Origin of the sequence: Lacinutrix mariniflava, assembly GCF_001418015.1 — a bacterium.
Lineage (GTDB): Bacteria > Bacteroidota > Bacteroidia > Flavobacteriales > Flavobacteriaceae > Lacinutrix > Lacinutrix mariniflava.
This window is the reverse complement of sequence record NZ_LIQG01000029.1, coordinates 126,001-151,565: the sequence shown is the minus strand read 5'-3', so window position 1 is coordinate 151,565 and position 25,565 is coordinate 126,001. Positions and strand designations below refer to the sequence as shown.

Below are 25,565 nucleotides of genomic sequence, written 5' to 3'. Positions count from 1 at the left end.
TGAGGCTTTTTTATTTATTATTCACTATGGCTATAAAAGTGGATTCCTGCCTTAATAGGAATTGTAAAAAAACTACTCTTTTACGCGTTGCAAATCTAAATCTTGAAAATCGAAACTAAAATCTATATTTGGAGAAATACCTTTTATGGTTATACTTTGCGCTTTCTCTTTAGCATCTAGACCAAAAGTAACGAAGGCATCTGCATTCATGTCTTGGTATTCCCATTTTACAGCAAAAATATTATCTTTATAATATTGTAATTCTCCGTTTAGTTTTGGTGAGCGTAAGAACTGAATATATAATTTACCTTTCTTTTTAAAAACTTCAGCTTTACCAAACCAACTGTCTTTGTAAAAACCTGTGTAATTTTTGTAATTAATATGTTCGGCGTCTACAGTTGCTATGGCGTCCCATACTTTTTTTGAAGAATCATCATTTCCTGCAGTACGATTTTTATAATATGCGGCGTATTTATCTACCCAATTAAAGTTATCTAATCCTAAATACTCGTCGGTAATTGCATTTGCTACAGCAGAAAACAAACCACCTCCATCATCACTAGTATTGGTTAGTATAACGACTCCAAGGTTAAGGTCTGGTATTAAAACGGTGTTAGATAACATTCCTGGAAGTCCGCCAGTGTGTTCAACCTTCATATTACCTTTTACATCAGAAAGAAACCAACCTAACCCATAACCTGCAAAGTGCGAATTATATCTTGGGTTTGGATCTGCACTCATAACAGTATGCACTTTCCACATTTCACGATGATTTTTTTCTGAAAACAATTGTTTCTTCAAACTATCTCCAAACTTTCCTTTATTTAATTGTAACAACATCCATTGCGAAAGATCATCTACATTAGAAAAAATACCACCTGCAGCACCATTCATCATTTCTTTAAAAGTAGGAATAACTCTAATCTCACCTTTTTCAACAGCATGTGAAGACGATAAGTTATTAGTGTCTTTTATCTTATCTAAAGACGCGTAAGTATTATCCATATCTAAAGGTTCCAGAATATTAATTCTAATAAACTCTTCCCATGTCATGCCACTTTTTCTTGCAATAAGTTCTCCTGCTACTATATATAATAAATTATCGTAATCCCATTTGGTTCTAAAAGCAGATTCTGGTTTAAAATACTGAAAACTGGCTAGTAAATCTTTCATTTTAAAATCGGTGCCATCAGGAAAAAACATTAAATCTCCCATGCCTAAACCTAAACCACTACGATGTGTTACCAAATCTTGAATATTAAAGTTATCTTCAACATACTGATTATACATTGTAAATTCTGGAATATGGTCTTTTACTTTATCTAACCAATTAATTTTTCCTTCTTCAACTAAAATCGCTAAAGCAGCAGTAGTAAAGGCTTTACTATTAGAAGCTATAGCGAATTGCGTGTGTTCGTTTACAGGACTTTTTGTGATAATAGATTTTACACCATAACCTTTACTATGAATCACTTTACCATCTTTTACTATAGAAACAGCACAACCTGCAACATTAAATTTACTCATAGCATAGTTAACCAAAGAGTCTACTTGCTTAGTGTTTATTTGCGCATTTACCATAGATGTAAATACTAGCAACATTAGGAATATTACTTTTTTAAGTGTTGTGGTTTTCATAATTATAATTTAAAATTAGATAACGGTTGTAATAAAGATACAGTTATTCCTTTTTATTCTTCTCCTCTATCCATCTACTCATAAACTTTGTACTCTGCAAAGTATGATGCATAAGCATGCTACCCGTAAAGTTATTTCTTCGGTGCACTTCTAATGCATTTTGGGTGTTTTCAACTTTAAGAAGAAAATCTTTTGCATAGAGTTGCTTATCGAAACGAATATTGATAATATTTATACCTAATTTTTGTTTTCCAGCCCAGAAAATTTTATTGGTATATAGCTCTACAGATTTTTCGGCAAAGTCTTCTGGAGTATCTTCTATAAACCCGTTAGGTTCTAAATCTCCATACATACCTTCTGCTCCAATACTTGTAGTTACACATGGAACACCATTTAACATAGCATCTAAAATCTTACCTTTTAAACCTGCTCCATAACGTAATGGTACTAAGCAAATTTTATAATTTTGCATGATACTACTAACATCGTCCGCATAACCTTTTATAATAAAACCTTCTTTTTCGTTATTTAACTGCTTTGCTTGTTCTGTAACGTAAGCGCCATAAATATGAATTTCGGCTTTAGGTAATTTCTTTCTTATAAGTGGCCAAATGTTTTGCTTTAAATGTATTAAGCCGTCCACATTTGGTTGATGCAGAAAATTACCAATGGTAATAAAGTGTTCTCGTTTTTTAAAATCTGGCAAGGCTTTTTGTGATTTCTGAGAAATAGAATCTACCAAAAATGGCAAGTAGCAAAGTAAACCATCGCTAACATGAAATTGTTGCCTTAAAATTCCCATTTCTACTTCAGAAATAATGATAGACAAGTCGCATCTATAGATACTTGCTATTTCTCGCTTTGCTGTTTCGTTATATAAGTAACTAATATCGAAAACAGTATTATCTTTTAGTGCTTGTTGTCGACCTCGTCTTAAACTGTGTAAGTCTTCTGTATCAAGAATTCTAAGCGCTTTAGGGCAATGTTCTGCAACTCTCCATCCAAACTGCTCTTCGATCATGAAACGATCGAACAACACCACATTTGGATTTAGGTCTTTTACAAAAACATCAAAACTAGAGTCGTTAAGTACAATGTGCTCTGTCTCTACGCCTATTTCTTTTAAATTGAAAGCATTATCACTTTTAGCACACGCTGTGGCAAAAGTAATATTGTAATTTTTAGTTTTAAATATTTCTATAAGTTGCATCATTCGGCTTCCTGCTGCAGAACTTTGAGGTTCTGGCCAAACGAAGCCAATAATAAGAAGTGTTTTATTCAAGAGGGATAATTTAAAAGTGTTCTATTAAAATAATGAAATTTGGTCTAATAACTTATTGTGGCCTTGGAGCCAAAGCATAAATAGTTCTTACTTGGTTTGCCCATTTTAAGACGTCTGCAATTTGTTGGTCACTTAATTTAGCTTCACCATGAGTCCAAGTATAAGAAGGTAATGGCATCTCTTTTTCTTCAACCATCTCTATTAATTCTTCCATTTTATGGTCTTTTCTTTTTATAGAAGATCCTTCCCAACTAGAGACATTAAAATGTTTTGTTCCATCCTTTACATGCTCTGCCATCCAATAATTTACTGGTGTTATATTATTGTACCAAGGATAGCGTGTTGCACTACTGTGGCAATCAAAACAAGCATTTTCTAATATGGTTTTTACATTTTCTGGAGGTTTAGTGTCTTCTAAAAAGGCAGCTACAGATTCTAATGAACCTTCATTTTTTTCTGGTCCAAAAAACTGAGCAATTACAAATACAATTAATAATAGAAGTAATATTTTTTTTACAATTTTCATAGGTCTATATTTATTTTCATTTAACAATTGGATATTATGAGTTAGTAATCTTTAATCACAAAAAAATAACACACTCATTGCATTTTTCTTAATTTTAAAGCCTAAAAATAATAATTTCATTTGACTACTGAAGCCTTATATCAAGAATTAAATTATGTAAATCACTCTAGAGAGAAGCGATTATACTATGCTAATATGGTTATTAACGACACAAGCTTAATACCTAAACTGTTAGATATTCTTTTTATGGTAGACGATATAATATCACCGCGTGCTGCGTGGGTTTTCGAATTTATGTGCGGAGAAAACTTAAACACTATTATTCCATATCTAGATACTTTTACTAAAAACATGAATAAAGTACATTTAGATTCGGCAGTAAGACCTGTTGCCAAAGTGTGTGAATATTTAGTAAAAGCATTGTATAGCAAACAGGATAATGATATTAAGCATGCATTAAATGCTGAGCATAAAGAAAAAATTATTGAAGCTTGTTTTGATTGGATGATTAATGACGAAAAAATAGCGCCTAAAGCCTATGCTATGAATAGTTTGTTTCTTTTAGGGCGAGATTATGATTGGATTCATCCAGAATTGGCTTTAATTTTAGAGCGTGATTACCAAATGCAGAGTTCTGGATTTAAAGCTAGAGCCCGACATATTTTGAAGAAGATTGGGAAATAGTGAATAGTGAATAGTGAATAGTGAATAGTGAATAGTGAATAGTGAAAAACTAATAAATAAAATTAACTCCTCTTTCTTTCAGTTTTTGTTAAACTGAAATTCATTCTCCTCTTAGAAATAAGAGGAGAGCACTACATCGTAAACTTATTAAGTATAAAATTATGTTTCGTAACTAAATGTTTGTTTGTTTACTATAAATACAATCGCTAAGCGCTCCTTACTTTAGTTAAAGGAAGTTGTTTTTTTTTGAAGACAAAAGCGGATGGTTTACTTAAAGCGCAAAGCAGCTTTTTAAACATAACGATTAGTATTTAGAGTAAGCGCGTTAAGGGTTGATGCGGCATCCTTTTTTTTGCTGCCATATATGGCAAAAAAAAGATATAGCGGAAAACCTGACCTTTTGCGATCCTGACAGGTTTTTTTAACCTGGCAGGTATGAGTAAAAGGAAACGCCATAATAAAAGAATGCATAAAAATCATTCATCATTTCCTGCAATAACGATGGATTTAAAATACGTATTATTAACTACCAAAAACTTCTAACTTAAGCTTCGGTCTTCTGTCTAAAAAAACTATCTTTATGCCTTTCAAAATTTGAAACAAAACAACACACAACTATGTCATTAAATGCATTAAATGCCATCTCACCAATAGATGGACGTTATAGAAACAAAATTGAAATATTAGGCGATTACTTTAGTGAAGAGGCCCTGATTAAATATCGCGTTTTAGTGGAAGTAGAATATTTTATTGCACTTTGCGAACAGCCTTTACCACAATTAGAAGGTGTTAATCCTTCGGTTTTTGAAGATTTGCGTAAAATATATAAAGACTTTTCTACTGAAGATGCTCAAGCTATTAAAGACATAGAAAGTGTTACAAACCACGATGTAAAAGCCGTAGAATACTTTATAAAAAAGGAATTTGATAAGCTTGGACTTGAACAATACAAGGAGTTTATACACTTTGGATTAACGTCTCAAGACATAAACAATACTGCAATTCCTTTAAGTATTAAGGAAGCTATGAACGACGCTTATGTACCGCGTTATTTCGAGTTATTAAAACGTTTAGAAGAATTAGCTAGTGATTGGGCAGATATACCAATGTTAGCAAGAACACACGGACAGCCAGCTTCGCCTACGCGTTTAGGTAAAGAGATTGAGGTATTTGTAGTGCGTTTAAAAGAGCAATTTAATTTATTAAATGATATACCTAGTGCTGCCAAATTTGGTGGTGCAACTGGTAATTTTAATGCACATAAAGTGGCATACCCAACAATTGATTGGAAAGCTTTTGGTAGTGCTTTTGTACAGGACAAATTAGGTTTATCTCATTCTTTCCCAACAACGCAGGTTGAGCATTACGACCATATGGCTGCTTTGTTTGATTGCTTAAAACGTATTAACACCATTATTATTGATTTAGATCGTGATATCTGGACGTACGTTTCTATGGATTATTTTAAACAAAAAATTAAAGCTGGAGAAGTAGGAAGTAGCGCAATGCCACATAAAGTAAACCCAATAGATTTTGAAAATTCTGAAGGTAATTTAGGATTAGCAAATGCTATTTTCGAACATTTATCGGCAAAATTACCTATCTCGCGTTTACAACGTGATTTAACAGATAGTACTGTGTTGCGTAATGTTGGTGTACCATTTGGACATACACTTATTGCTTTTCAGTCGACTTTAAAAGGATTGAATAAATTACTACTTAACGAACCTAAATTTGCTCAAGATTTAGAAAACAATTGGGCTGTGGTTGCAGAGGCGATACAAACTATTTTACGTCGTGAAGCTTACCCAAATCCTTACGAAGCTTTAAAAGGCTTAACAAGAACTAACGAAGCGATTACTAAAACGTCTATTTCTAACTTTATTGATACTTTGGAAATTAGCGATGCTATAAAAACAGAATTGAAAGCTATTTCTCCAAGTAATTATACTGGGATATAGAAAAAGAGTCTAGATTGCTTTGCTTCTAACAATCTAGAAGTAAGATTTAATTTACTTTCTTTAAAAACAATACAAATAAAAAAAAGGCTTATCTCTCGATAAGCCTTTTTTAATGTATATAAACTATGGTTTATTATTTAAAGTAATCCATAACCTTTTGAAGTTGATTCCCGTCTACATCTGCATTTTGCATTTGAGAAAGTAACTGATATAGTTTTTCTGGATTCATATCATTTCCTAAAACTCTTACTACTGCAAACCCATATTCGTTAGAGCTTGCTAAGACTAAAAATTCTTCTACCGTATCCTCATCTCCAATAGTATTGACTCTAAATCTTATACCATTGTCGCTAAACTCCATCAACTCACTATACTTTTCGTTCTTAAAAATTGCTTTTGCTTTTTCTAACTCTTTAGTATAGTTCTCCTTACTTACATCTTTCGCTTTGTATGCTAAAATGTTAACTTTTTCGAACGACTTGTAGACGTCTTTTTGTTCTTCGTTTAATTCAACTTCAGAAATGTCTAACATTTTTGGTGATAGGTCTAAAGTTAAAAACTCAGGTTTGTCTTGATGGTCTACAAAGTAGCTTTGTATTGAAGCTTCATCTTTACAGCTTACTAACGCAAGTGCTAAAAATAGGCTTAAGGAAAGAGTTTTTATAATTGATTTCATAGGATACAAGATTGATGTGTTATAGAATGATTATTTGTTATTTTTTTTATCTAATTCTTTACCTCCTGGTAAATCGAAAGCATTTATAAGTTTAGATAATTGGTTTAAATCTATATCTCCTGTAAAAGAAACTAATACCGATTCCATTCCTCTTTTCTTACCATTAACAGAAACATCCAAATCTTTAGTAACAGCATCTAATCCATTTACAAACATTAAAAGCTCTGCTACAAAATCTTCGTTTTTACCTTCTTTAACATAGAATTTTACAACTACGCCATCGTCTTTAATTTCCATTAACTCCTCAAGAGAACTAGAGCGAGATTTAACCCATTTCGCAATATCTCCTGCAACAACTTTATCGCCTGTAGCTAACGTTTTAAAACTGGTGATACTTTTTACCATATCCATATACTCTTGAGATTCCTTATTGTCCGTTTCAATGTTAATTTTTGCTAGCATTTGAAACATTTTAGGCTTTATAGAGGCATAAGTTACATTGTCGCTACCACTATATTTTTCGAATATGTCGCTTTGTGCCATTGCTGTTAATGGCATTAATAGTATTGCTAATGCAAATACGACTAGAGATTTTTTCATTGTGTTTAATTTATTTATTGTGTTCATTTTTTTTCTTTTTATTTGTTATTAATGTAAAAATGTGTTCGCGTATTAGAATTTGTTTTTAGTATTTAAATTCGTTTTGCGCTCGGTTCATTTTTTTTCTTTTTAATTATTAGCATTACCAAAAGGTTCTTGCTTTTTAAAATTCATTTTAGACTAATTACCTTTTAAATAAACGATCCATAGGATTGGTTATTTCTTTTAAATAGTCAACTTGTGTGCCAGCTTCATTAATTACGCCTAAATAACCTACTTGAGCAGTGCCTTGATTAAAGTGTTTAGACATGATCGCTAGGGCTTCTTTAGCATTATTAATTTCAACTTTTTCTGCATCTGTTATCGTTGTTTCTCCTAAATTATTAGGCTTAAAAACATAAATAGATAGCATAAGAACCGCAACTGCTGCAACAGATAACCTCTTAAAGTTAAATCCTTTTGAAGTTTTTAGTGGTAGTTGTTTAGTAAACTGTTCTTTTTGGCTTACAGAAAAATAGTTAAACATTGGTTTATACATTTCTAAATGTGGCGCTACAGTTTCTTGCGAAAAATAGTCTTTTAACTGCTGCTCTTCCTTTAGTGATGTCTCACCGTTTTCGTACTTTTCTAGTAAGTTTTCTATATTATTTAACACCATAGTTGTGTGTATTTGTTAATTTTTCTCTTATTGTTTTTCTTGCTCTTGATAATGCTACACGTATTGCAGTCTCATTCATATCAAGCATTATAGCAATCTCTTTAAAATCGTATTGTTCTATATCTCTTAATTGTACTACCATTTTTTGTTGTTCTGGTAATGTTTCCATTATTTTTCCAACCCAATCAAGGCTATCATTTAATTCTACTTCTTTTTGTAACGATACACTGTGGTCTTGATAGTTACTATGTACAATTTTTAAATTCTGTGCTTGTTTAGACTTTAACTTATCGAAACAAAAATTCTTTGTCATGGTCATTGAAAACGCTTCAACATTTTTATAGTCTTTTATCTTCGCTTTATTTTTCCACAGTTTTATTAAAACTTCTTGTGTTGCATCTTCGGCCTCTTCTCTAGACACAAGCAATCTTTTTGCTAGTCTAAAGACCTTATCTTTAAAAGGTGTCACAATATTTAAAAATTCCGACTGGTTCATTTCTTCTGGTTGGTTTATGCTATTACGACGAACGCTTTTCTATTTTGTTACAAAGTTTTTCAATTAAATATTATATTTAAATAAAAGTAAGTACTTTTAAACTGAAAAAGAAAATATTACCATTATGAAAACGCCCAAGATAATTCTTGCATTACTCCTGCTATCTATTCTTCTCACAAGTTGTTTTGAAGATTTAGATGATAAGCCAATTAGTACAATCGACATAAACGAATTTGTATATCGTGGTATGGATGCTTTTTATTTATATAGAGATGAAATCCCCAATTTAGTTGAAGACAAAGCCAATAGTAGCGATTTTAACAACTATTTAAATGGTTTCAACACACCTAGTGCTTTATTTGAAAGCTTAATTTACGATAGAGCAAACATTGACAGGTTTAGTTGGATAACAGACGATTATATTGCTCTTGAGCAACAGTTTGATGGTATTACAAAGTCTAACGGAATGGAATTTGGTCTGCAACGCTATACGCCAGGAGGCAATGCTCTTTATGGAGTAGTTAGGTTAGTACTGCCAAATACTAGTGCAGAAACTAACGGATTACAACGTGGTGATTTATTTAATGCTGTAAATGGAACACAATTAACTATTAACAATTGGAGAACACTTTTGGCTCAAGATAATTTCACCTTAAATTTTGCTGAATATAATACAAATGGAACAACAGGCACAGATGACGACACCATAGATGCAACAACCAATACTACTAACCTTTCGAGAATACAATATACAGAAAACCCTGTTTTTAAAACAGAAATACTTCAAGTAGAAGGCGAAAATGTTGGTTACTTAATGTACAATGGTTTTGTTAGTAATTTTAACAGTGCTTTAAATGCTGCTTTTGGAGAGTTTCAAGCTAATAATGTTCAACATTTAGTTCTCGATTTACGTTATAATCCAGGAGGTTCTGTAAATACAGCAACACTTTTAGGCAGTATGGTTACTGGTAATTATACTGGCGAAGTTTTTGCTAAATTACAATACAATAACCAACAGCAAGGTAACAACTTTAATTACACATTTGTAGATAGTAACGATGGCGCTTCACTTAACAACTTAAACTTAAATACCGTTTATGTTTTAGCTACAGGATCATCTGCATCTGCAAGCGAAATGGTTATTAATAGTTTAGATGCTTATATAGAGGTCATTCAAATTGGAACGCAGACTGTTGGAAAATCTCAAGCTTCAATTACATTGTACGATTCTCCAGATTTTACTAGATCACAAGCAGATCCACGACACACCTATGCCATGCAGCCGCTAGTTGCTATTACCGTTAATAAAAATGATACACAAGTACCTGCAGAAGGAATAAACCCACTAATTGAAATTGAAGAACAAATAAACAATTATGGTATTTTAGGAGATGTAAATGAACCTCTTTTAGCCGAAGCTTTAGCACATATTTCTGCAACTAATAAAGTTGGAAGTACTCCAAAAGGCAAAGTTTCTAAAACAGTATTTGATAGTAACGATTTATTACCACATTCTAAAGAAATGTATATTGAGCAATAAAACCTATTTTAATTGGAGTACTGGAAAAGACTCTGCTTTGGCATTATACTACTTACTTAAAGATGAGCGTTTTTCTGTTGAGAAACTAATCACCTCTATTAATTCACATTACAATAGAGTAACTATGCATGGCTTGCCAGTGGCTTTATTAATTAAACAGTCTGAATTATTAAAGATTCCGCTTCAAACTATTAATCTTCCCGAACAACCAAGTATGGAGGATTACGAAAGAATAATGACTCAGGCTATAAGTAACTTAAAATCTGAAGGATTTACGCACAGCGTTTTTGGTGATATTTTTTTAGAAGATTTAAAACTGTATCGAGAAACTAATTTAAGTAAAGTTGGTATTTCTACAGTCTTTCCGCTTTGGAAAAGAGATACAAAAGTACTCATTACTGAGTTTTTAGATTTAGGTTTTAAAGCTATTATAGTTTGTGCTAGTGCTAAATATTTCTCTGAAGATTTTGTTGGAAAAACGATTACAAAAGAACTTATTGAAAACTTACCTGAAGATGTAGATCCTTGTGGTGAAAATGGAGAGTTTCATACTTTTTGTTACGATGGTCCTATTTTTAAAACACCTGTTCCTTTTTCTATTGGAGAGAAAGTATATCGAGAATACAATACACCAAAAACGGAAGATTCTGTTTGTGACTCTGGTAAAACTGGATTTTGGTTTTGCGATTTATATTAAACAAAAAAGCCTCTAAATTATTTAGAGGCTTTTATTCTTTTTAAAACTTAAGTTTATTTTTTAACCATCTTAAGTGTAGCACTACCTTTTTTAGAGGTAATATTAACCATATATATTCCAGACGTTAAACTGTTGATATTAATAGGAGTATTAGTAGACTCTATATTTTTGTTTAAAACTAAGCGTCCTTCAGCAGAATAGATTGAAACTAAACCTGCTTCAGAAATATAAAATTGAGATGTTGTAGGATTAGGAAACAAACTAAATTTAGCCTCAATAGTAAATGTTTCTGTGTTTAAAACTTCTTCATTTATAACACCAACAGCATCTAAATCGAAACCACTAGAAGGAAAAGGTGTTGCATAAGGATCGTTTATAATATTACCATAACTATCGTAAGTGGCATATACTGGGTCGATAGTTCCAATAACATCAATAATTTTTACATGTGTAATTGCGGCCTTGTTTAATAATGCATTATTAGGTACATCGTCTATTTCGAAAGGTGTACCATAAGCTGATCTATATTTTCCTGCTAAATTATTTATATAAGTAGCATCAATATTACCAAAACTTCCTACTTGGGTGCTTGTTTGTGTTTCGCTATGCGATGGAAATCTAAAAAAATTAATTCCATCAGAGCTAATTTCTACAAATGCTAATTCTAAAAAAGTATCACTAAAACTGTTTTCGAAAACAGCAAAATCGAAACCATCTTTATTTACTATTGGTGTAGCAAAAGTTAAAGTAGCGTAACCGCCATCTCCCAGACTTACTATTTGTCCGTTAGATTTTGCTATAGCATTATCAGCAATACCTACACTTGCTAAACTCCCAGAAGGACTCGTTATATTTTGTGGACCACGAACAACTGTAACAGCCGATGCCCAAGATGTAAAACTAACTGAATCTCTATGTATTGCTGTTGTACCATCTTGACCTACTGGCGGTGCATAAGATTGTGCGTTAGAATACCCATAAATAAATAATATTATTAATAAAAAGTAAAATTGTTTCATATGATTATAATTTAAAAAAGCAGCAACTATTTTTAGTTACTGCTTTTTGAAGTTGGTTGGTTGGTTGGTAAATTCTCCTAATTATTAATTAAAGTAAAATCCGTTTGGTGCTACTCCTGCCGTATTATTGGATAATAAATCTCCAGTTGTTGAATACTCATAAAAAGAACCATTTGAAGAAAAATCTGCTCCATCTCCAATATAAATAACATCATTATTTACAGCAAAACCATACATTACTCCATAACTTGAAGTTGAAAGGTATGTTAATAGAGGTGTTTCTGAGACTGTAATATCACCTAAATCGAAACTATATACAGAAGCTTCAGATGTAAAATATACAGTATCATCATCTATATTAAGGTTTTTTGATCCTGTAATTGAAGCAGGAATATCTAATGTACTTGCAATAGTATTAGATGCTAAATCTATTTCCATAAATTTACCTGAACCTGTTAAAACATATACATCTCCATTGTTTACAGCTATTGAATTTGAAGTGTTTCCTGCTCCTAAATCGATATCTGTTACTAATAAAGTATTAGTATCTACAACAGATACAGAATGTTCTGTTCCATATGCATTATTAGTTGTAATTACTGTTGACCCAACAGCAGCGATTCTGTCTAAATAATTACCAATTAAAATTTGAGAAGTAGAATAATCTGTTAAATCAATTACAGTTAAAAAATCATCTGTAGTAGATCCAAAATCACCATTATTAGTAATATATGCTTTCCCATCTACAACAACGCCATATCTAGGGCTCTCTAAATCGGTACTTACAGTAGTAATATATTCAAAACTATAACGATCTACAACAGTTACAGATCCACTTCCTGCAACAATAAAAGCTCTTGTAGCATCGAAAAAGATGTTTTGAATATAAATTCCCATTTCATCGGCATCTGGATTTTCAATTCTAAAAACATCGTCTGTTCTTATTCCATCTTCACCAACAAAAATTATAGAATTTGTTGCAGAACTACCTCCACCTTCATTTAATACAAAATAACCATTTTCATAGATACCTAATGGCTCAGATGTAGTTCCCGTCATGTTATCATCATCATTACTACAAGACGTTAAAAAGAATGCACTTGTTAATGCTAAGAATACTATTTTTTTAAATTGTTTCATCGTACTATTTTATTTATTAGTGTTTAAAAATTAAAATTCAGGTAAGTATTAAAATTTGTTCCAGGCATAAATCTGCCTAAAACACTTTCATAATTATGATTAAAAATATTATTAATTTGAGCTCCTATAGTAAAGTTTTTATTACTACCTAAAGTATAGTCTACACCTAGGTTAGAAAGATAATAAGCATCGATATTATACTTTTTATTATTATCCGATTGTGTAAAAACCTCACCTACAAACGTGTATTGATAATAGGCAGATAAGCGATTGTAATTGTAACCTAAAGAAGCTGTAGCTTTATGATAAGGCACATATATAAGTTGTTTTTTTCTTTCTTGATCTTCAGAAACGGTGTAAGCATAAGTACTAGAAAGAGAAAAATGATGTTTATTAATTGCTTTTTCTATATTCAATTCTCCTTCAACACCATAGGTTTTTACCTTATCTGTATTAATAGGCATCCAAACTGTAGTAGTCGGCAACCATCTAATCATATCTGTAATGTCGTTATAAAAACCAGTAACAGATACATCAATAGTTTTATAAGTGAATTTATTCCCTAACTCTATTTGATAAGACAATTCTGGTTTTAAATTTGGATTACCTCCATCCTGCCAATACAAATCATTAAACGTTGGTACTCTATAGTTTTTAGAACCATTAAGTGTTAATGTATATAAATTTGAAAATTTATATTTTAAACCTAAGCTATATAAAAAAGGGCTTTTATAATTGTTGGTAATTTCCTGTCTTGTAGTTATTTCGTATAAAAAACGAGAACCTATCTTTTGTTTTAATAATAAATTAAAACCTGTTACATCTCGCTTAACTTTTTTAATACTAGATCCTTCTCCAGTATTTTGTGTGTAATCTATTACTGGATTAATAGTAATATCATCGCCTAATTTATATGATAAATCGTATTTTAAAATTAAACTATTTACACCTCCATCTGTATAAGAATCTCTTTCTATATTAGAAAAATATTTATACTCCTCTGTTAAATATGCAACCTTTAATTTAGACGTAAAATCGCCAAAAAGGCCAACATATTCTATTAAATTTCTAGAATCTCTATTTTTATATTTTGATGGTGTTTCTGTAGAAATTTGTAGTGAAAAGTGACGCTGACCATCATAATAATTACTAAACGTTTTAATTATGTTGTTATCATTAATCTTGTACCCTAAATTTAATCCTATATTATTGCTATAAAATGCACCATTTAAGTTAGACTTATTGCTATCTACATAATCGTAATCATTATCAGACTGCAAATAACTAACATTAGCATTTACACTAAGTTTATTTGTGGAAAAATGACCTTTATAAATAGTGTTAAGAGTATTAAAACTTCCATAATTAATAGCAACATGATGAGTATTCTCGTTTTTATATGCTATTTCATTATTTAAATGAATAGAACCTCCAATTGCTCCACTACCATATAATACACTACCGCCTCCACTTCTAACATCTATAGCATCAAATATTTTAGTATTTACTGTGCTAAAATCGGTTTGGCCATTAAGTTGAGAGTTAATATTGATACCATTCCAAACAACAGCTGTTTGTTGTGCTGTGGTACCTCTCAAAGATGGCGAAGACACCATACCATAGCCATTTTCTTTAAAATAAATGGTACTATTATTATTCAATAAATGAGTTAATAAAGAGTTACCTTTTTTAATAGTGCTATCTGATAATTTTAAAACAGATTGTGTATTTGTAAATGTTTTTAATTTATTATCACTTAAAGTTACTTCCTCTAACTTCTGGACAGAATCGAGCTTAGTTTGAGCTATAACGCTTAAACTAAAAAGAACACCTAATAAAAACAGAATATTTTGTTTCATAATCTTAAAATCTTTCTCCCGAAGATTTTTACGATATTGAAAATGGCAGGTCTCCTGACTCTCGTCTTGCTATCTGTCTTCCCAGAAATTTTTTCCAGTGACTTGAAGGGTGATAACAAGCATTCACAAACGTGAACAAAGATTACAGTTGCGGGAACAGTTCAAGGTTTTAACTTGATTCCCTTTTAATTAACCTTACTTTAGTGTAAAGTCAAACCAAAATTCTTTGCAAAAGTAAATTCTTTTTTAAATGCAGACTAATTAAACTTACTTTTTCTTGGTTAGTTTATAGAATAGATAAATGAAGCCAACTAAAAAATGTAGCAAAATAATGCCTCCTAGTATATATATTGTTAAATTTGAACTGTCTTTCATGACTATAATTTTATATAAATTTAAAGAAATCCCACCTATTTAAATATTACATATGTTACAGAACAAGTCTTTATTATTGCTTTTATTTTCATTTCTATTTTTTCAAAATTGTAAAAATGAAAAACATAATTTAACTCCAGATGATTACAATCTAAAACATAATATAGAAGAGGGAAATGAAACAAAAAACAACTATGCTGAAGGCTTTAAAATTATTAATTATGATGGTTTTAATGTTTTAGAAATTACTAATCCATGGCCAAAAGCAAAAAAAAGTTATAGATATGCTCTTATCTCTAAAGAAAATGCTGCAAAAACGACTTTTAGCAAAGATAGTTACGATGGTATAATTATTACACCAGTCGAAAAAATTGTAGTAACTTCTACAACACATATTCCTGCATTAGAACTTTTAAATGTTGAAAAAACCTTAGTTGGTTTTCCAGGTACAGATTATGTGTCTTCTGAAAAAACTAGAGCTAGAATTGATAGTAAAGAAGTACGAGAGCTTGGTAAAAACGAAGGTATAAATACTGAAGTTTTACTAGATCTAAATCCTAATATTGTTATTGGTTATGGTATAGACGGAAACAATAAAACCTTTAATAATATCCAAAAATCGGGTATTCCTGTAATTTATAATGGTGATTGGGTTGAAAAATCTGCATTAGCTAAAGCGGAATGGATTAAGTTTTTTGGAGTACTTTACGATAAACAAAAAGCAGCCGATTCTATTTTTAATAAAATTGAAAAAGATTACTTAGAAGCCAAGAAAATTGCAGCTAAAGTTTCAAATCAACCAACAATTTTAAGTGGTGCTATGCACAAAGACACTTGGTATTTGCCTAACGGAACAAGTACAGAAGCACAGATATTAAAAGATGCTAACGTTAATTATTTATGGAGTGAAACCTCTGGGACTGGTAGTTTAGCTTTAAATTTTGAAACTGTTTTCGATAAAGCTAAAACTGCAGATTTATGGTTAAGTCCATCATACTATTCAAGCTTTGAAGCATTAGAAAAAGGAAACGAGCATTACACAAAATTTGATGCTTTTAAAAACAAAAAAATATACTCTTTTGCAGATACTACAGGAGAAACTGGTGGTGTTTTATATTATGAATTAGGAACTGCACGACCAGATTTAGTTTTAAAAGACATTATTAAAATTTGTCACCCAGAATTATTACAAGATTACACACCTTACTTTTTTAAACCTTTAAAATAATTGCAAGATACCAACACATATAAAGCACCTTTTATAGTATTAACATTGGTTTTAATACTGTGTTTCTTTGCTAATATTAGTTTAGGCTCTGTTTCTATTCCGTTTAAAACCATTTTCGAAAGTTTAATTGGCACAACAGATAATTATATTATTCAAAATTACAGATTACCAAAAGCTTTTACAGCAATTTTAGTTGGTTCTGGTTTGGGAATTTCAGGATTATTAATGCAAACTTTATTTAGAAATCCATTAGCAGGACCTTTTGTTCTTGGTATAAGTTCCGGAGCTAGTTTAGGTGTTGCTTTAGTAATTTTAGGATCAGGAATTTTTGGAGGTGTTTTTTCAACATTATTAATCTCTAAATGGAGCATTGTTATTGCGGCAAGTTTAGGTAGTTTTCTAGTGCTTCTTGCGGTTTTAATTGTGTCTTCAAGAGTTAGAGATACTATGGCAATATTAATTATTGGACTTATGTTTGGTAGCATCACTGCTGCAATAGTAAGTGTACTCTCCTATTTTTCTTCTGCCGAACAATTACAACAGTATATTTTTTGGGGATTTGGAAGTTTAGGCAATTTATCTTGGAGTGAACTTGGAATCTTCTTTATTATTTATAGTTTAGGAATCCTTATGAGTATCGTTTCAATTAAAGGATTAAACACGTTATTACTTGGAGAAAACTACGCTAAAAGTCTTGGTTTAAATATTAAACAAAGTCGTTTAATTATAATAATTGCAACTAGTTTACTTGCCGGAACAATAACAGCCTTTGCTGGGCCAATTGCTTTTATCGGTTTAGCAATACCACATATAACAAGACAGGTTATTAATACCTCAAATCATAAAATATTATTACCAGCCGTGTTTTTAATTGGTGCTATTGTTATGCTTATTTGCGATAGTATTGCACAATTACCAACAAGCGATTACACCTTACCTATTAATGCTATAACCTCTTTAATTGGCGCTCCTATTGTAATTTGGTTATTGGTTAGAAAACGTAAAATGATATTTTAAATGGAAAACAATATCGAACATACAATCCTAGAAACCAAAAGCCTTTCCATTGGTTACACGTCTAAAAAGGCTGAAACTATTATTGCTTCTAATATTAATTTAGAATTAAAAGAAGGACAATTAATAGGATTAGTTGGTGCTAATGGTATTGGAAAATCTACATTATTACGAACGGTAACACAAGTACAACCCAAATTAGCAGGATCTCTTTATTTAAATAATAAACCTTTAGAGCAATACGATAATTTAGAGTTAGCACAAGCTATGAGTCTAGTTTTAACCGAACAAATAGCCTCTAAAAACTTATCGGTTTTCGAGCTTGTTGCGCTTGGCAGACAACCATATACCAATTGGGTTGGTAGTTTATCTGAAACAGATATCTCAATAATTAATAAAGCCATTACACAAACAAACATCGAAGATTTAAAACATAAAAGATGTTTTGAACTTAGTGATGGCCAGCTTCAAAAAGTAATGATAGCGCGTGCATTAGCGCAAGATACCGACTTAATAATTCTAGATGAACCGACCTCCCATTTAGATATGTATCATAAAGCATACATTCTTAAACTCCTTCAAAAATTAGCTAAAGAAACAGGTAAGACTATATTATTTTCTTCTCATGAAATAGATTTGGCAATCCAACTATGCGATACAATGATAGTTATGACTAAAACCGAAGTGGTTTCTAACTCACCTGCAAACCTTATAAAACAAGGTGCTTTTAATAATTTATTTCCAAGCGATTTAATTGTTTTTGATGAAGTTAGTGGTAGTTTTCGAGTAAAGAAATAGAAATATATAATTCAGAAATACACAGCACTCTAAAGTCTTCTCGTATTTAAATTAGAACGAGATATGTAGCAAAACTCACAAAGACAAATTAACTATCTTTGATTAAATTTTCTATTGTTTTAAATGAACGACAACATAATCCTTATTCTTGCCATTTTTATTGCTGCCATAGCTGGAGCATATTTAGGAATGGTATTTACTAAACTAAAAAGTAAAAGCGAAAAAAGCACCTTAGAAGAACGAAATAACAATTTACAACAGCAATTTAACGAGTTTAAACAGTTTCATAATATGGAAACTGAAAAACAAAATACAGTCTTAAATTCTAAACAAGACGAATTTAAAAACACCATTTCTAAAGTTGAAACTGAACGTGAAGATATTCGTCGTGAAAAAGATTTTTTAAATGAAGAGCTAGCTAGAAAAAATGCAGATCTCGAAAATCTTAAGAAACTAAATCTAAAACGTGATGAAGAAGTTGAGTTAAGACAAGAACAATTACGCAAGGATTTTGAATTGTTAGCCACTAAAATTTTAGATGAAAAGAGTGAGAAATTCACACTTCAGAATAAAGAAAACATTAAAAACATTTTAAATCCGTTACAAGAAAAGATTCTAACTTTCGAGAAAAAAGTAGACGATACCCAAAAGGAAAGTATAAGTATGCATTCCGCTTTAAAAGAACAATTGTTAGGCTTAAAAGATTTAAACCAACAAATGACTAAAGAGGCTACAAACCTAACTAGAGCTTTAAAAGGTGATAGTAAAATGCAAGGTAATTGGGGAGAACTTGTTCTAGAGCGTGTACTTGAAAAATCTGGTTTAGAAAAAGATAGAGAGTATTTTGTACAACAACATTTTACGAGAGAAGATGGCTCAAGAGTATTACCAGATATTGTACTACACCTGCCAGATAACAAGAAAATGATTATTGATAGTAAAGTTTCGTTAACAGATTACGAGCGTTATGTTAATGCCGAAGATGAAGATAGAGACACTTATTTAAAAGCACATATTAATTCTATACGAAGACACGTAGATCAGCTTTCTGAAAAGAAATACGAAGATTTATACGACATAGAAAGTCCAGATTTTGTATTATTGTTTGTACCCATTGAACCTGCTTTTGCGGTAGCTATAAATGCAGACAACTCACTATACAATAAAGCTTTCGAAAAAAACATTGTTATTGTTACACCATCTACGCTTTTGGCGACTTTACGTACTGTAGATAGTATGTGGAATAACGAAAAACAACAACAAAATGCTATTGAAATTGCACGTCAAGCAGGTGCTTTATACGATAAATTTCATGGCCTTGTTACTGATTTAACCGGTGTTGGAAAGAAAATTGACGACGCTAAAAAAGACTATTCTGCTGCAATGAATAAATTAGTTGAAGGCAAAGGAAACCTTGTAACTAGTGTAGAAAAAATTAAAAAACTTGGTGCAAAGGCTAAAAAATCTTTACCAGAAACTATTATAAAACGCGCTCAAATAGACGATTAACAAATTAATACTATGATGAAATTTTTATTTAAAACCTTTATAGCAATACTACTTATAGTAGCAGGATATTTTGCATTTGTATATTATGCATCCTATAGTGAAGGTGTGCGTGCTGGTGAACTAGTGAAATTTACACGAAAAGGTGTTGTATTTAAAACCTGGGAAGGTGAAATTAGCCAAGGTGTTAGTGAAGCTCAAATTTTTAAATTTTCTGTAGAATCCGGAGAAACTAAGGTTATTGAAGACCTAAATAAATACCAAGGTCGTTTGGTAAAACTTACTTATTTTGAACGCTATAAATCATTATTTTGGCTTGGTGACACACAATATTTTGTTTCTAAGGTTGAATTAAACACCTCTAATAACGAACAATAGTATGCCAAATTATAGAAAAGTTGATAGCTCAAGAATAAATCTTTCAGAATTAATGAAACCCTCTCACTCAAATTTTAGTGGGAAAATTCATGGAGGTTATATATTAAGTATTATGGATAACATTGCTTTTGCTTGCGCAAGTAAACACTCTAAAGCTTATTGTGTAACTGCTTCTGTAGATACAGTTGATTTTTTAAGTCCAATAGAAGTTGGAGAACTTGTTACAATGAAAGCTTCTGTAAATTATGTTGGTAGAACCTCTATGGTCGTTGGTATTCGTGTTGAAGCAGAAAATATACAAACTGGTAAAATGAAACATTGTAATTCTTCTTATTTTACAATGGTAGCTAAGGATGATAGTGGTAAATCTATTGAAGTTCCTGGCTTAATATTAAACGATAAAACTGAAGTTAAGAGATATTTAAAAGCTCTTAAACGTATTGAAACAAAAAAATCAAGGCAAGCGGAATTTAACCATCAAGATTTTTCTCACCATGATTATTTAGATCAATTAAAAGACTATAAAGTTAAGATAGAGCTTCCGGATAATTTTTAAAATAAAAAAAAAGCCTTCAACATAATTGTTAAAGGCTTTTTTTATACTGTAAATCTTATAATTAAAGCTTTACAAAACGTTTAGTTAAAGTAATATCTTGATCTGGAGAAGATAGTCTAACCAAATACAAACCACTATTCCACTTCGTAATATTTACTCTAGAAGATAATTCTGTTACTTGTTGAGAATACACTTTCTTACCTAAAACATCGTAAACCTCAAGTTTTAAACCGTCATCTGTTAATGTAGGAATGTTAATATTCATAACATTAGTACTTGGATTTGGAAAAATAGAAAACTTTGTTGGTGCATCAAATTGAGGAGAACTTAATGTTCCATCTGCTACTACAGTTATTGTTCCGTACATATTACCATTGTGAGGTGTACACACATAAGCATTTGTACCAACAGCAGTAAACGTTTTACTGTAAGTAACTCCAGAACCAGATGCTATAAGACCACTATCCCAAGACTCTGTACTACCTGCTTCGCTAGTTACGGTATGTGTTCCTGTGGCATAATAATTCCAAACTACAGTATCTCCAACCTCAATGGTTCTATCTGTATTATTTGCTGCAGTTGCGGGCATTACATCAGAATTGGATCCAAAAGACCAATCTATAGTGACTGTTTCGGTTTGTCCGTATGTATTTAATGCTGTAAATGTTAATAGTGTGAAAAGTAATTTTTTTATCATAATTCAATGATTTTATTAAAAATACAAAAAAATAAACATCTTAAATCATTTACTATTAAATAATTAACAAAAAAAAGTGTGAATTATTTGATAATTCACACTTTTTAGAACATAATAAATATGTTTATTATTTACTTAAATACATTTTTCTACGTGAGTACAAATTGTAAAATTCATCGTCTTTTAAGTCATCAATAAATAAGATACTTTCTCCAGTACTTTTCATTTCTGGACCTAATTTCTTATTCACATTATGAAACTTGTTAAAAGAAAAAACAGGTTGCTTAATTGCATATCCTTTTAACTGCGGATTAAAATTGAAATCTGTTACTTTCTTCTCTCCTAGCATTACTTTAGTAGCGTAGTTTACATACGGTTCTCCATATGCTTTTGCAATAAACGGTACTGTTCTAGATGCTCTTGGATTGGCTTCAATAATGTAAACCATATCATCTTTTACTGCAAATTGTATGTTTATTAAACCTACTGTATTTAAAGCTAAAGCAATCTTATTAGTGTGGTCTATAATTTGTTGCATTACTAAAGGTCCAAGGTTAAAAGGAGGTAGTAAAGAGTTACTATCACCAGAATGGATACCACAAGGTTCAATATGTTCCATTATACCAATAATGTAAACATTTTCACCATCGCAAATAGCATCTGCCTCTGCTTCTATTGCACCATCTAAATAATGATCTAATAACAACTGATTTCCAGGCATACGCGCTAATAAACTTACAACATGCTCTTCTAATTCTTGTTTGTTAATTACAATTTTCATGCCTTGCCCACCAAGTACGTAAGAAGGTCTTACTAGAATTGGAAAATCTAAAACATCTGCAATTGCAGCTGCCTCATCTGCTGTTGTAGCAATATCGAATTCTGGATAAGGAATATTATTTTCTTTTAACATATTAGAAAACAAACCTCTATCCTCTGCTAAATCTAAAGCTTCGAAACTAGTTCCTAAAATCTTAATACCATATTTAGATAGTTTTTCTGCAAGTTTTAAAGCGGTTTGTCCACCTAACTGCACAATAACACCAACTGGCTTTTCGTGTCTAATTATATCGTAGATATGTTCCCAGAATACAGGCTCGAAATATAATTTATCTGCTGTATCAAAATCTGTAGAAACCGTTTCTGGATTACAGTTAATCATAATAGTTTCGTAACCACATTCAGCAGCAGCTAAAACACCATGTACACAACAGTAATCGAACTCGATACCTTGTCCAATTCTATTTGGTCCAGAACCTAAAACAATTACTTTTTTCTTATCAGAAACAATACTTTCATTATCTGCAAAACGTTTACCATCTGCTGTTTCAACATCACTCTCGAAAGTAGAATAATAATAAGGTGTTTTTGCTTCAAACTCAGCAGCACAAGTGTCTACTAATTTATAAACTCTATTTACACCTAATTCTTCTCTTTTATTATAAACTTCACTTTCTAAACAGCTTAACATGTGCGCTATTTGTCTGTCTCCATATCCTTTTTGCTTTGCTTCAAGCAATAAATCTTTTTGGATAGTATCTATTGTAAACGTTGAAATTTCTTTTTCTATGAAATATAATTCTTCATATTGCTTAAGAAACCACATGTCTATTTTTGTAATTTCATGAATACGACTTAATGGTATTCCCATTTGTATCGCATCGTAAATAGCAAATACACGATCCCAACTTGCATTGGTTAATTTCTCTATAATTTGATCGTAATTTTTATAACCTTTACCATCTGCTCCTAATCCGTTACGCTTAATCTCTAAAGACTGCGTCGCTTTATGAAGTGCTTCTTGGAAACTTCTACCAATTCCCATTACTTCTCCAACAGATTTCATTTGAAGACCTAAAGTTCTATCACTTCCTTCAAATTTATCAAAGTTCCAACGTGGAATTTTAACAATTACATAATCTAAAGTAGGCTCGAATAAAGCAGAAGTAGATTTTGTAATTTGGTTTTGTAATTCGTCTAAGTGGTAACCTAAAGCTAATTTTGCTGCAATTTTTGCAATAGGATAACCTGTTGCTTTACTTGCTAATGCTGAAGAACGTGAAACACGAGGATTAATTTCGATAGCAATAATATCTTCCTTTTCATCAGGACTTACAGCAAATTGTACATTACAACCACCTGCAAAATCACCAATATTACGCATCATATGGATTGCCATATCACGCATTTTTTGATACGTTTTATCACTTAATGTCATTGCTGGAGCAACTGTTATAGAATCTCCAGTATGAATACCAATTGGATCCATATTTTCAATAGCACAAATAATAACAACATTATCGTTTGAGTCTCTAAGTAACTCTAATTCATATTCCTTCCAACCTATTAAAGCTTTATCGATCATAACCTCATGGATAGGAGAAATTTCTAATCCACGTGTTAATAACTCGTCGAAATCTTCTTCTTTATGAACAAATGAAGCACCTGCTCCACCTAAAGTAAAAGAAGCTCTAATTATTAAAGGAAAGCCAAATTCTTGAGCAATCTCTTTTCCTTTTAAATAAGAAGTAGCAGTAGCTTGTGGTGCCATAGGAATATCTATGTCAAGCATTAATTCTCTAAACTTCTCTCTATCTTCTGTAATATTAATAGCATCTATATTAACACCTATAATTTCTACATCGAAATCTTTCCAGATTCCTTTCTCATCTGCTTCAATACATAAATTTAAAGCAGTTTGTCCTCCCATTGTTGGTAAAACAGCATCAATATGAGGATGTTCTTTTAATATTTTAACTATCGACTTTGTAGTTAAAGGCAACAAATAAACATGATCCGCCATTGAAGGATCCGTCATTATAGTTGCTGGATTAGAATTTATTAAAATTGTTTCTATTCCATCTTCTCTTAGCGAGCGTAAAGCTTGAGTTCCAGAGTAGTCAAATTCACAGGCTTGCCCAATTACAATTGGTCCTGAGCCAATAATAAGTATCGATTTTAATTTAGAGTTCTTTGGCATTTTAGTTTTTTATTATGTGATGCAAAAATAGTAAATCTAGGATACAAAAAAAGGCGTTACACCTAAGTAACGCCTTTAATATATTAACAATTGTTAATCATTATTTTTTATGTCTAGTTTCAGATGAAACAGATATTTTCTTTCTTCCTTTTGCTCTTCTACGAGCTAATACCTTTCTACCATTAGCAGAAGCCATTCTTTCTCTAAAACCATGTTTATTTCTTCTTTTTCTTTTCGATGGCTGAAACGTTCTTTTTGGCATTTTCTTATTTTTTAAATCTGAATTGTAAAATCTATCTAACTTGTTTTGGGTCACCCCTAAAACTGAGCGCAAATATACAACGACTTTTTAATTACACAAACCTTATTTAAAAAATATTTTATTATGATTTGTTTTATTTTGAAAGCATAGCCCTTTTAACAATAAAATAAGGCCTAATTGAAGTACAAATCCAATTCTTAACGGTGGATATTTCAGAAAAAATGAGTTTCTTTGCAGACTTATATGGCAAATGTAGCGCTTAAATTAGAATGAGTGCTTCTTAAAAAACACTAAAAACGTATTACAATGTATAATAAAGTCTTTAAATTAATAATTGCAGGTCTAATAATAGCAACGGCTGTATGGCAGTTTACCGAAGGTGGTATTGGTAATGGTATCATGCTTATTTTCTTAGCGCTCATTTTTGTGTTTCTATATTTTAAAAATGAATTTATATTACTGGCCTTTTTAAAATTACGTAAACAAGATTTTCCTGGCGCTCAACAATGGCTTAGTAAGATAAAGAATCCTGAAGCAGCTTTAGTCACTAAGCAACAAGGATATTTTTATTACTTACAAGGTATTATGGTATCTCAAAGCGATATGAACACAGCAGAAAAGCACTTTAAAAAAGCCGTTACTTTAGGTTTAAGTATGGATCAAGATATGGCGATGGCTAAATTAAATCTAGCTGGTATTGCTTTTTCTAAGCGTAAAAAACAAGAAGCAACTATTCTTATTAATGAAGCTCAAAAACTTGATAAGAATGATATGCTTAAGGAGCAGATTAAAGAAATGAAAGCAAACATGAAACGTGCTCAAGGTGCTCCAAAACAGCATTACGGACAAGGTGGTTCTATGAGAGCACAAAGAAGAGCTTCGAGATAGTAAAGCTAATATTTAAAATATTCGATTAAAAAAAAAGCTCACTGTTGTGAGCTTTTTTTTTGTCTAAAACATTAAATGTATTTGAAACTTTAATTCTAAAAACACTA

24 protein-coding genes and 1 riboswitch are annotated in these 25,565 nt (G+C 31.2%); of the genes, 11 read left to right on the top strand and 13 right to left on the bottom strand.

Features of this window, described 5'->3' with window-relative positions:
- Positions 1–72: 72 nt before the first annotated feature.
- The 3 genes from ASC44_RS15215 to ASC44_RS15205 are packed head-to-tail and all read right to left on the bottom strand — an operon-like array spanning position 73 to position 3,446.
- On the bottom strand, positions 73–1,638 hold the full coding sequence (locus ASC44_RS15215; RefSeq protein WP_055448476.1) for a serine hydrolase: 1,566 nt from the start codon (positions 1,636–1,638) through the stop codon (positions 73–75).
- A 43-nt stretch (positions 1,639–1,681) separates the two neighbouring features.
- A complete protein-coding gene (locus ASC44_RS15210; protein ID WP_055448475.1) occupies positions 1,682–2,920 on the bottom strand; it encodes a glycosyltransferase in 1,239 nt (412 codons plus the stop codon).
- 52 nt (positions 2,921–2,972) lie between these two features.
- Positions 2,973–3,446: a heme-binding domain-containing protein gene (locus tag ASC44_RS15205; RefSeq protein ID WP_055448484.1), complete on the bottom strand. Its 474-nt coding sequence runs from the start codon at positions 3,444–3,446 to the stop codon at positions 2,973–2,975.
- 120 nt (positions 3,447–3,566) lie between these two features.
- Here ASC44_RS15205 and ASC44_RS15200 point away from each other — a divergent pair, with 120 nt between their 5' ends.
- Both ASC44_RS15200 and purB read left to right on the top strand, forming a co-directional pair.
- Complete coding sequence (locus ASC44_RS15200) at positions 3,567–4,130, top strand: hypothetical protein (protein WP_055448474.1); 564 nt, start codon at positions 3,567–3,569, stop codon at positions 4,128–4,130.
- Positions 4,131–4,747: 617 nt separating this feature from the next.
- A complete protein-coding gene (purB, locus tag ASC44_RS15195) occupies positions 4,748–6,091 on the top strand; it encodes an adenylosuccinate lyase (protein ID WP_055448473.1) in 1,344 nt (447 codons plus the stop codon).
- Between the two features lie 133 nt (positions 6,092–6,224).
- Here the strand turns inward: purB and ASC44_RS15190 are convergent, their stop codons facing one another.
- The 4 genes from ASC44_RS15190 to ASC44_RS15175 all read right to left on the bottom strand — a co-directional run bounded on the left by ASC44_RS15190 (position 6,225) and on the right by ASC44_RS15175 (position 8,521).
- Entirely contained in the window at positions 6,225–6,767 is a 543-nt protein-coding gene (locus ASC44_RS15190) for a DUF4252 domain-containing protein (RefSeq protein ID WP_055448472.1), read from the bottom strand.
- A gap of 30 nt (positions 6,768–6,797) precedes the next feature.
- Positions 6,798–7,367, bottom strand: a complete 570-nt coding sequence (locus tag ASC44_RS15185; RefSeq protein ID WP_055448483.1) for a DUF4252 domain-containing protein — start codon at positions 7,365–7,367, stop codon at positions 6,798–6,800.
- Positions 7,368–7,551: 184 nt separating this feature from the next.
- Entirely contained in the window at positions 7,552–8,025 is a 474-nt protein-coding gene (locus ASC44_RS15180) for a hypothetical protein (protein ID WP_055448471.1), read from the bottom strand.
- Positions 8,012–8,521: an RNA polymerase sigma factor gene (locus ASC44_RS15175; protein ID WP_055448470.1), complete on the bottom strand. Its 510-nt coding sequence runs from the start codon at positions 8,519–8,521 to the stop codon at positions 8,012–8,014. The genes ASC44_RS15180 and ASC44_RS15175 overlap by 14 nt, the downstream gene beginning before the upstream one ends.
- 124 nt (positions 8,522–8,645) lie before the next feature.
- Here ASC44_RS15175 and ASC44_RS15170 point away from each other — a divergent pair, with 124 nt between their 5' ends.
- The gene (locus ASC44_RS15170) at positions 8,646–10,061 is read left to right on the top strand and encodes a S41 family peptidase (RefSeq protein ID WP_055448469.1); all 1,416 of its coding nucleotides are present in this window, start codon (positions 8,646–8,648) and stop codon (positions 10,059–10,061) included.
- Positions 10,051–10,758: a Dph6-related ATP pyrophosphatase gene (locus ASC44_RS15165; RefSeq protein WP_055448468.1), complete on the top strand. Its 708-nt coding sequence runs from the start codon at positions 10,051–10,053 to the stop codon at positions 10,756–10,758. The genes ASC44_RS15170 and ASC44_RS15165 overlap by 11 nt, the downstream gene beginning before the upstream one ends.
- Before the next feature lie 53 nt (positions 10,759–10,811).
- Here the strand turns inward: ASC44_RS15165 and ASC44_RS15160 are convergent, their stop codons facing one another.
- From ASC44_RS15160 to ASC44_RS15150, 3 genes are all read right to left on the bottom strand, one after another.
- Positions 10,812–11,777: a T9SS type A sorting domain-containing protein gene (locus ASC44_RS15160; RefSeq protein WP_055448467.1), complete on the bottom strand. Its 966-nt coding sequence runs from the start codon at positions 11,775–11,777 to the stop codon at positions 10,812–10,814.
- 84 nt (positions 11,778–11,861) lie between these two features.
- Positions 11,862–12,917: a DUF5074 domain-containing protein gene (locus tag ASC44_RS15155; protein ID WP_055448466.1), complete on the bottom strand. Its 1,056-nt coding sequence runs from the start codon at positions 12,915–12,917 to the stop codon at positions 11,862–11,864.
- Between the two features lie 23 nt (positions 12,918–12,940).
- Positions 12,941–14,776, bottom strand: a complete 1,836-nt coding sequence (locus ASC44_RS15150) for a TonB-dependent receptor plug domain-containing protein (RefSeq protein ID WP_055448465.1) — start codon at positions 14,774–14,776, stop codon at positions 12,941–12,943.
- Between the two features lie 27 nt (positions 14,777–14,803).
- Positions 14,804–15,012: riboswitch (cobalamin riboswitch) on the bottom strand.
- A gap of 191 nt (positions 15,013–15,203) precedes the next feature.
- Between ASC44_RS15150 and ASC44_RS15145 the strand changes: the two genes are divergently transcribed.
- From ASC44_RS15145 to ASC44_RS15120, 6 genes are all read left to right on the top strand, one after another.
- Complete coding sequence (locus tag ASC44_RS15145) at positions 15,204–16,379, top strand: ABC transporter substrate-binding protein (protein WP_055448464.1); 1,176 nt, start codon at positions 15,204–15,206, stop codon at positions 16,377–16,379.
- Positions 16,380–17,396 carry a FecCD family ABC transporter permease gene (locus ASC44_RS15140; protein ID WP_055448463.1) on the top strand — a complete coding sequence of 339 codons (1,017 nt, stop codon included), beginning with the start codon at positions 16,380–16,382 and terminating at the stop codon, positions 17,394–17,396.
- Positions 17,397–18,191 carry an ABC transporter ATP-binding protein gene (locus ASC44_RS15135; protein ID WP_055448462.1) on the top strand — a complete coding sequence of 265 codons (795 nt, stop codon included), beginning with the start codon at positions 17,397–17,399 and terminating at the stop codon, positions 18,189–18,191.
- Between the two features lie 123 nt (positions 18,192–18,314).
- Positions 18,315–19,700 carry a DNA recombination protein RmuC gene (locus ASC44_RS15130; RefSeq protein ID WP_055448461.1) on the top strand — a complete coding sequence of 462 codons (1,386 nt, stop codon included), beginning with the start codon at positions 18,315–18,317 and terminating at the stop codon, positions 19,698–19,700.
- 12 nt (positions 19,701–19,712) lie between these two features.
- A complete protein-coding gene (locus ASC44_RS15125) occupies positions 19,713–20,075 on the top strand; it encodes a hypothetical protein (RefSeq protein ID WP_055448460.1) in 363 nt (120 codons plus the stop codon).
- Position 20,076: 1 nt separating this feature from the next.
- Positions 20,077–20,631 (top strand): acyl-CoA thioesterase, encoded by a 555-nt coding sequence (locus ASC44_RS15120; RefSeq protein WP_055448459.1) that lies wholly within the window; start codon positions 20,077–20,079, stop codon positions 20,629–20,631.
- Positions 20,632–20,692: 61 nt separating this feature from the next.
- On the opposite strand, the gene ASC44_RS15115 is transcribed toward ASC44_RS15120, so the two are convergent.
- The 3 genes from ASC44_RS15115 to rpmH form a co-directional block, all read right to left on the bottom strand.
- Positions 20,693–21,328 (bottom strand): T9SS type A sorting domain-containing protein, encoded by a 636-nt coding sequence (locus ASC44_RS15115; protein WP_055448458.1) that lies wholly within the window; start codon positions 21,326–21,328, stop codon positions 20,693–20,695.
- Between the two features lie 127 nt (positions 21,329–21,455).
- Complete coding sequence (gene carB / locus ASC44_RS15110) at positions 21,456–24,308, bottom strand: carbamoyl-phosphate synthase large subunit (RefSeq protein WP_055448457.1); 2,853 nt, start codon at positions 24,306–24,308, stop codon at positions 21,456–21,458.
- Positions 24,309–24,408: 100 nt separating this feature from the next.
- Positions 24,409–24,570, bottom strand: a complete 162-nt coding sequence (gene rpmH / locus ASC44_RS15105; RefSeq protein WP_028281753.1) for a 50S ribosomal protein L34 — start codon at positions 24,568–24,570, stop codon at positions 24,409–24,411.
- Positions 24,571–24,876: 306 nt separating this feature from the next.
- Between rpmH and ASC44_RS15100 the strand changes: the two genes are divergently transcribed.
- On the top strand, positions 24,877–25,458 hold the full coding sequence (locus ASC44_RS15100; RefSeq protein WP_055448456.1) for a tetratricopeptide repeat protein: 582 nt from the start codon (positions 24,877–24,879) through the stop codon (positions 25,456–25,458).
- The last annotated feature ends 107 nt before the right edge of the window (positions 25,459–25,565 follow it).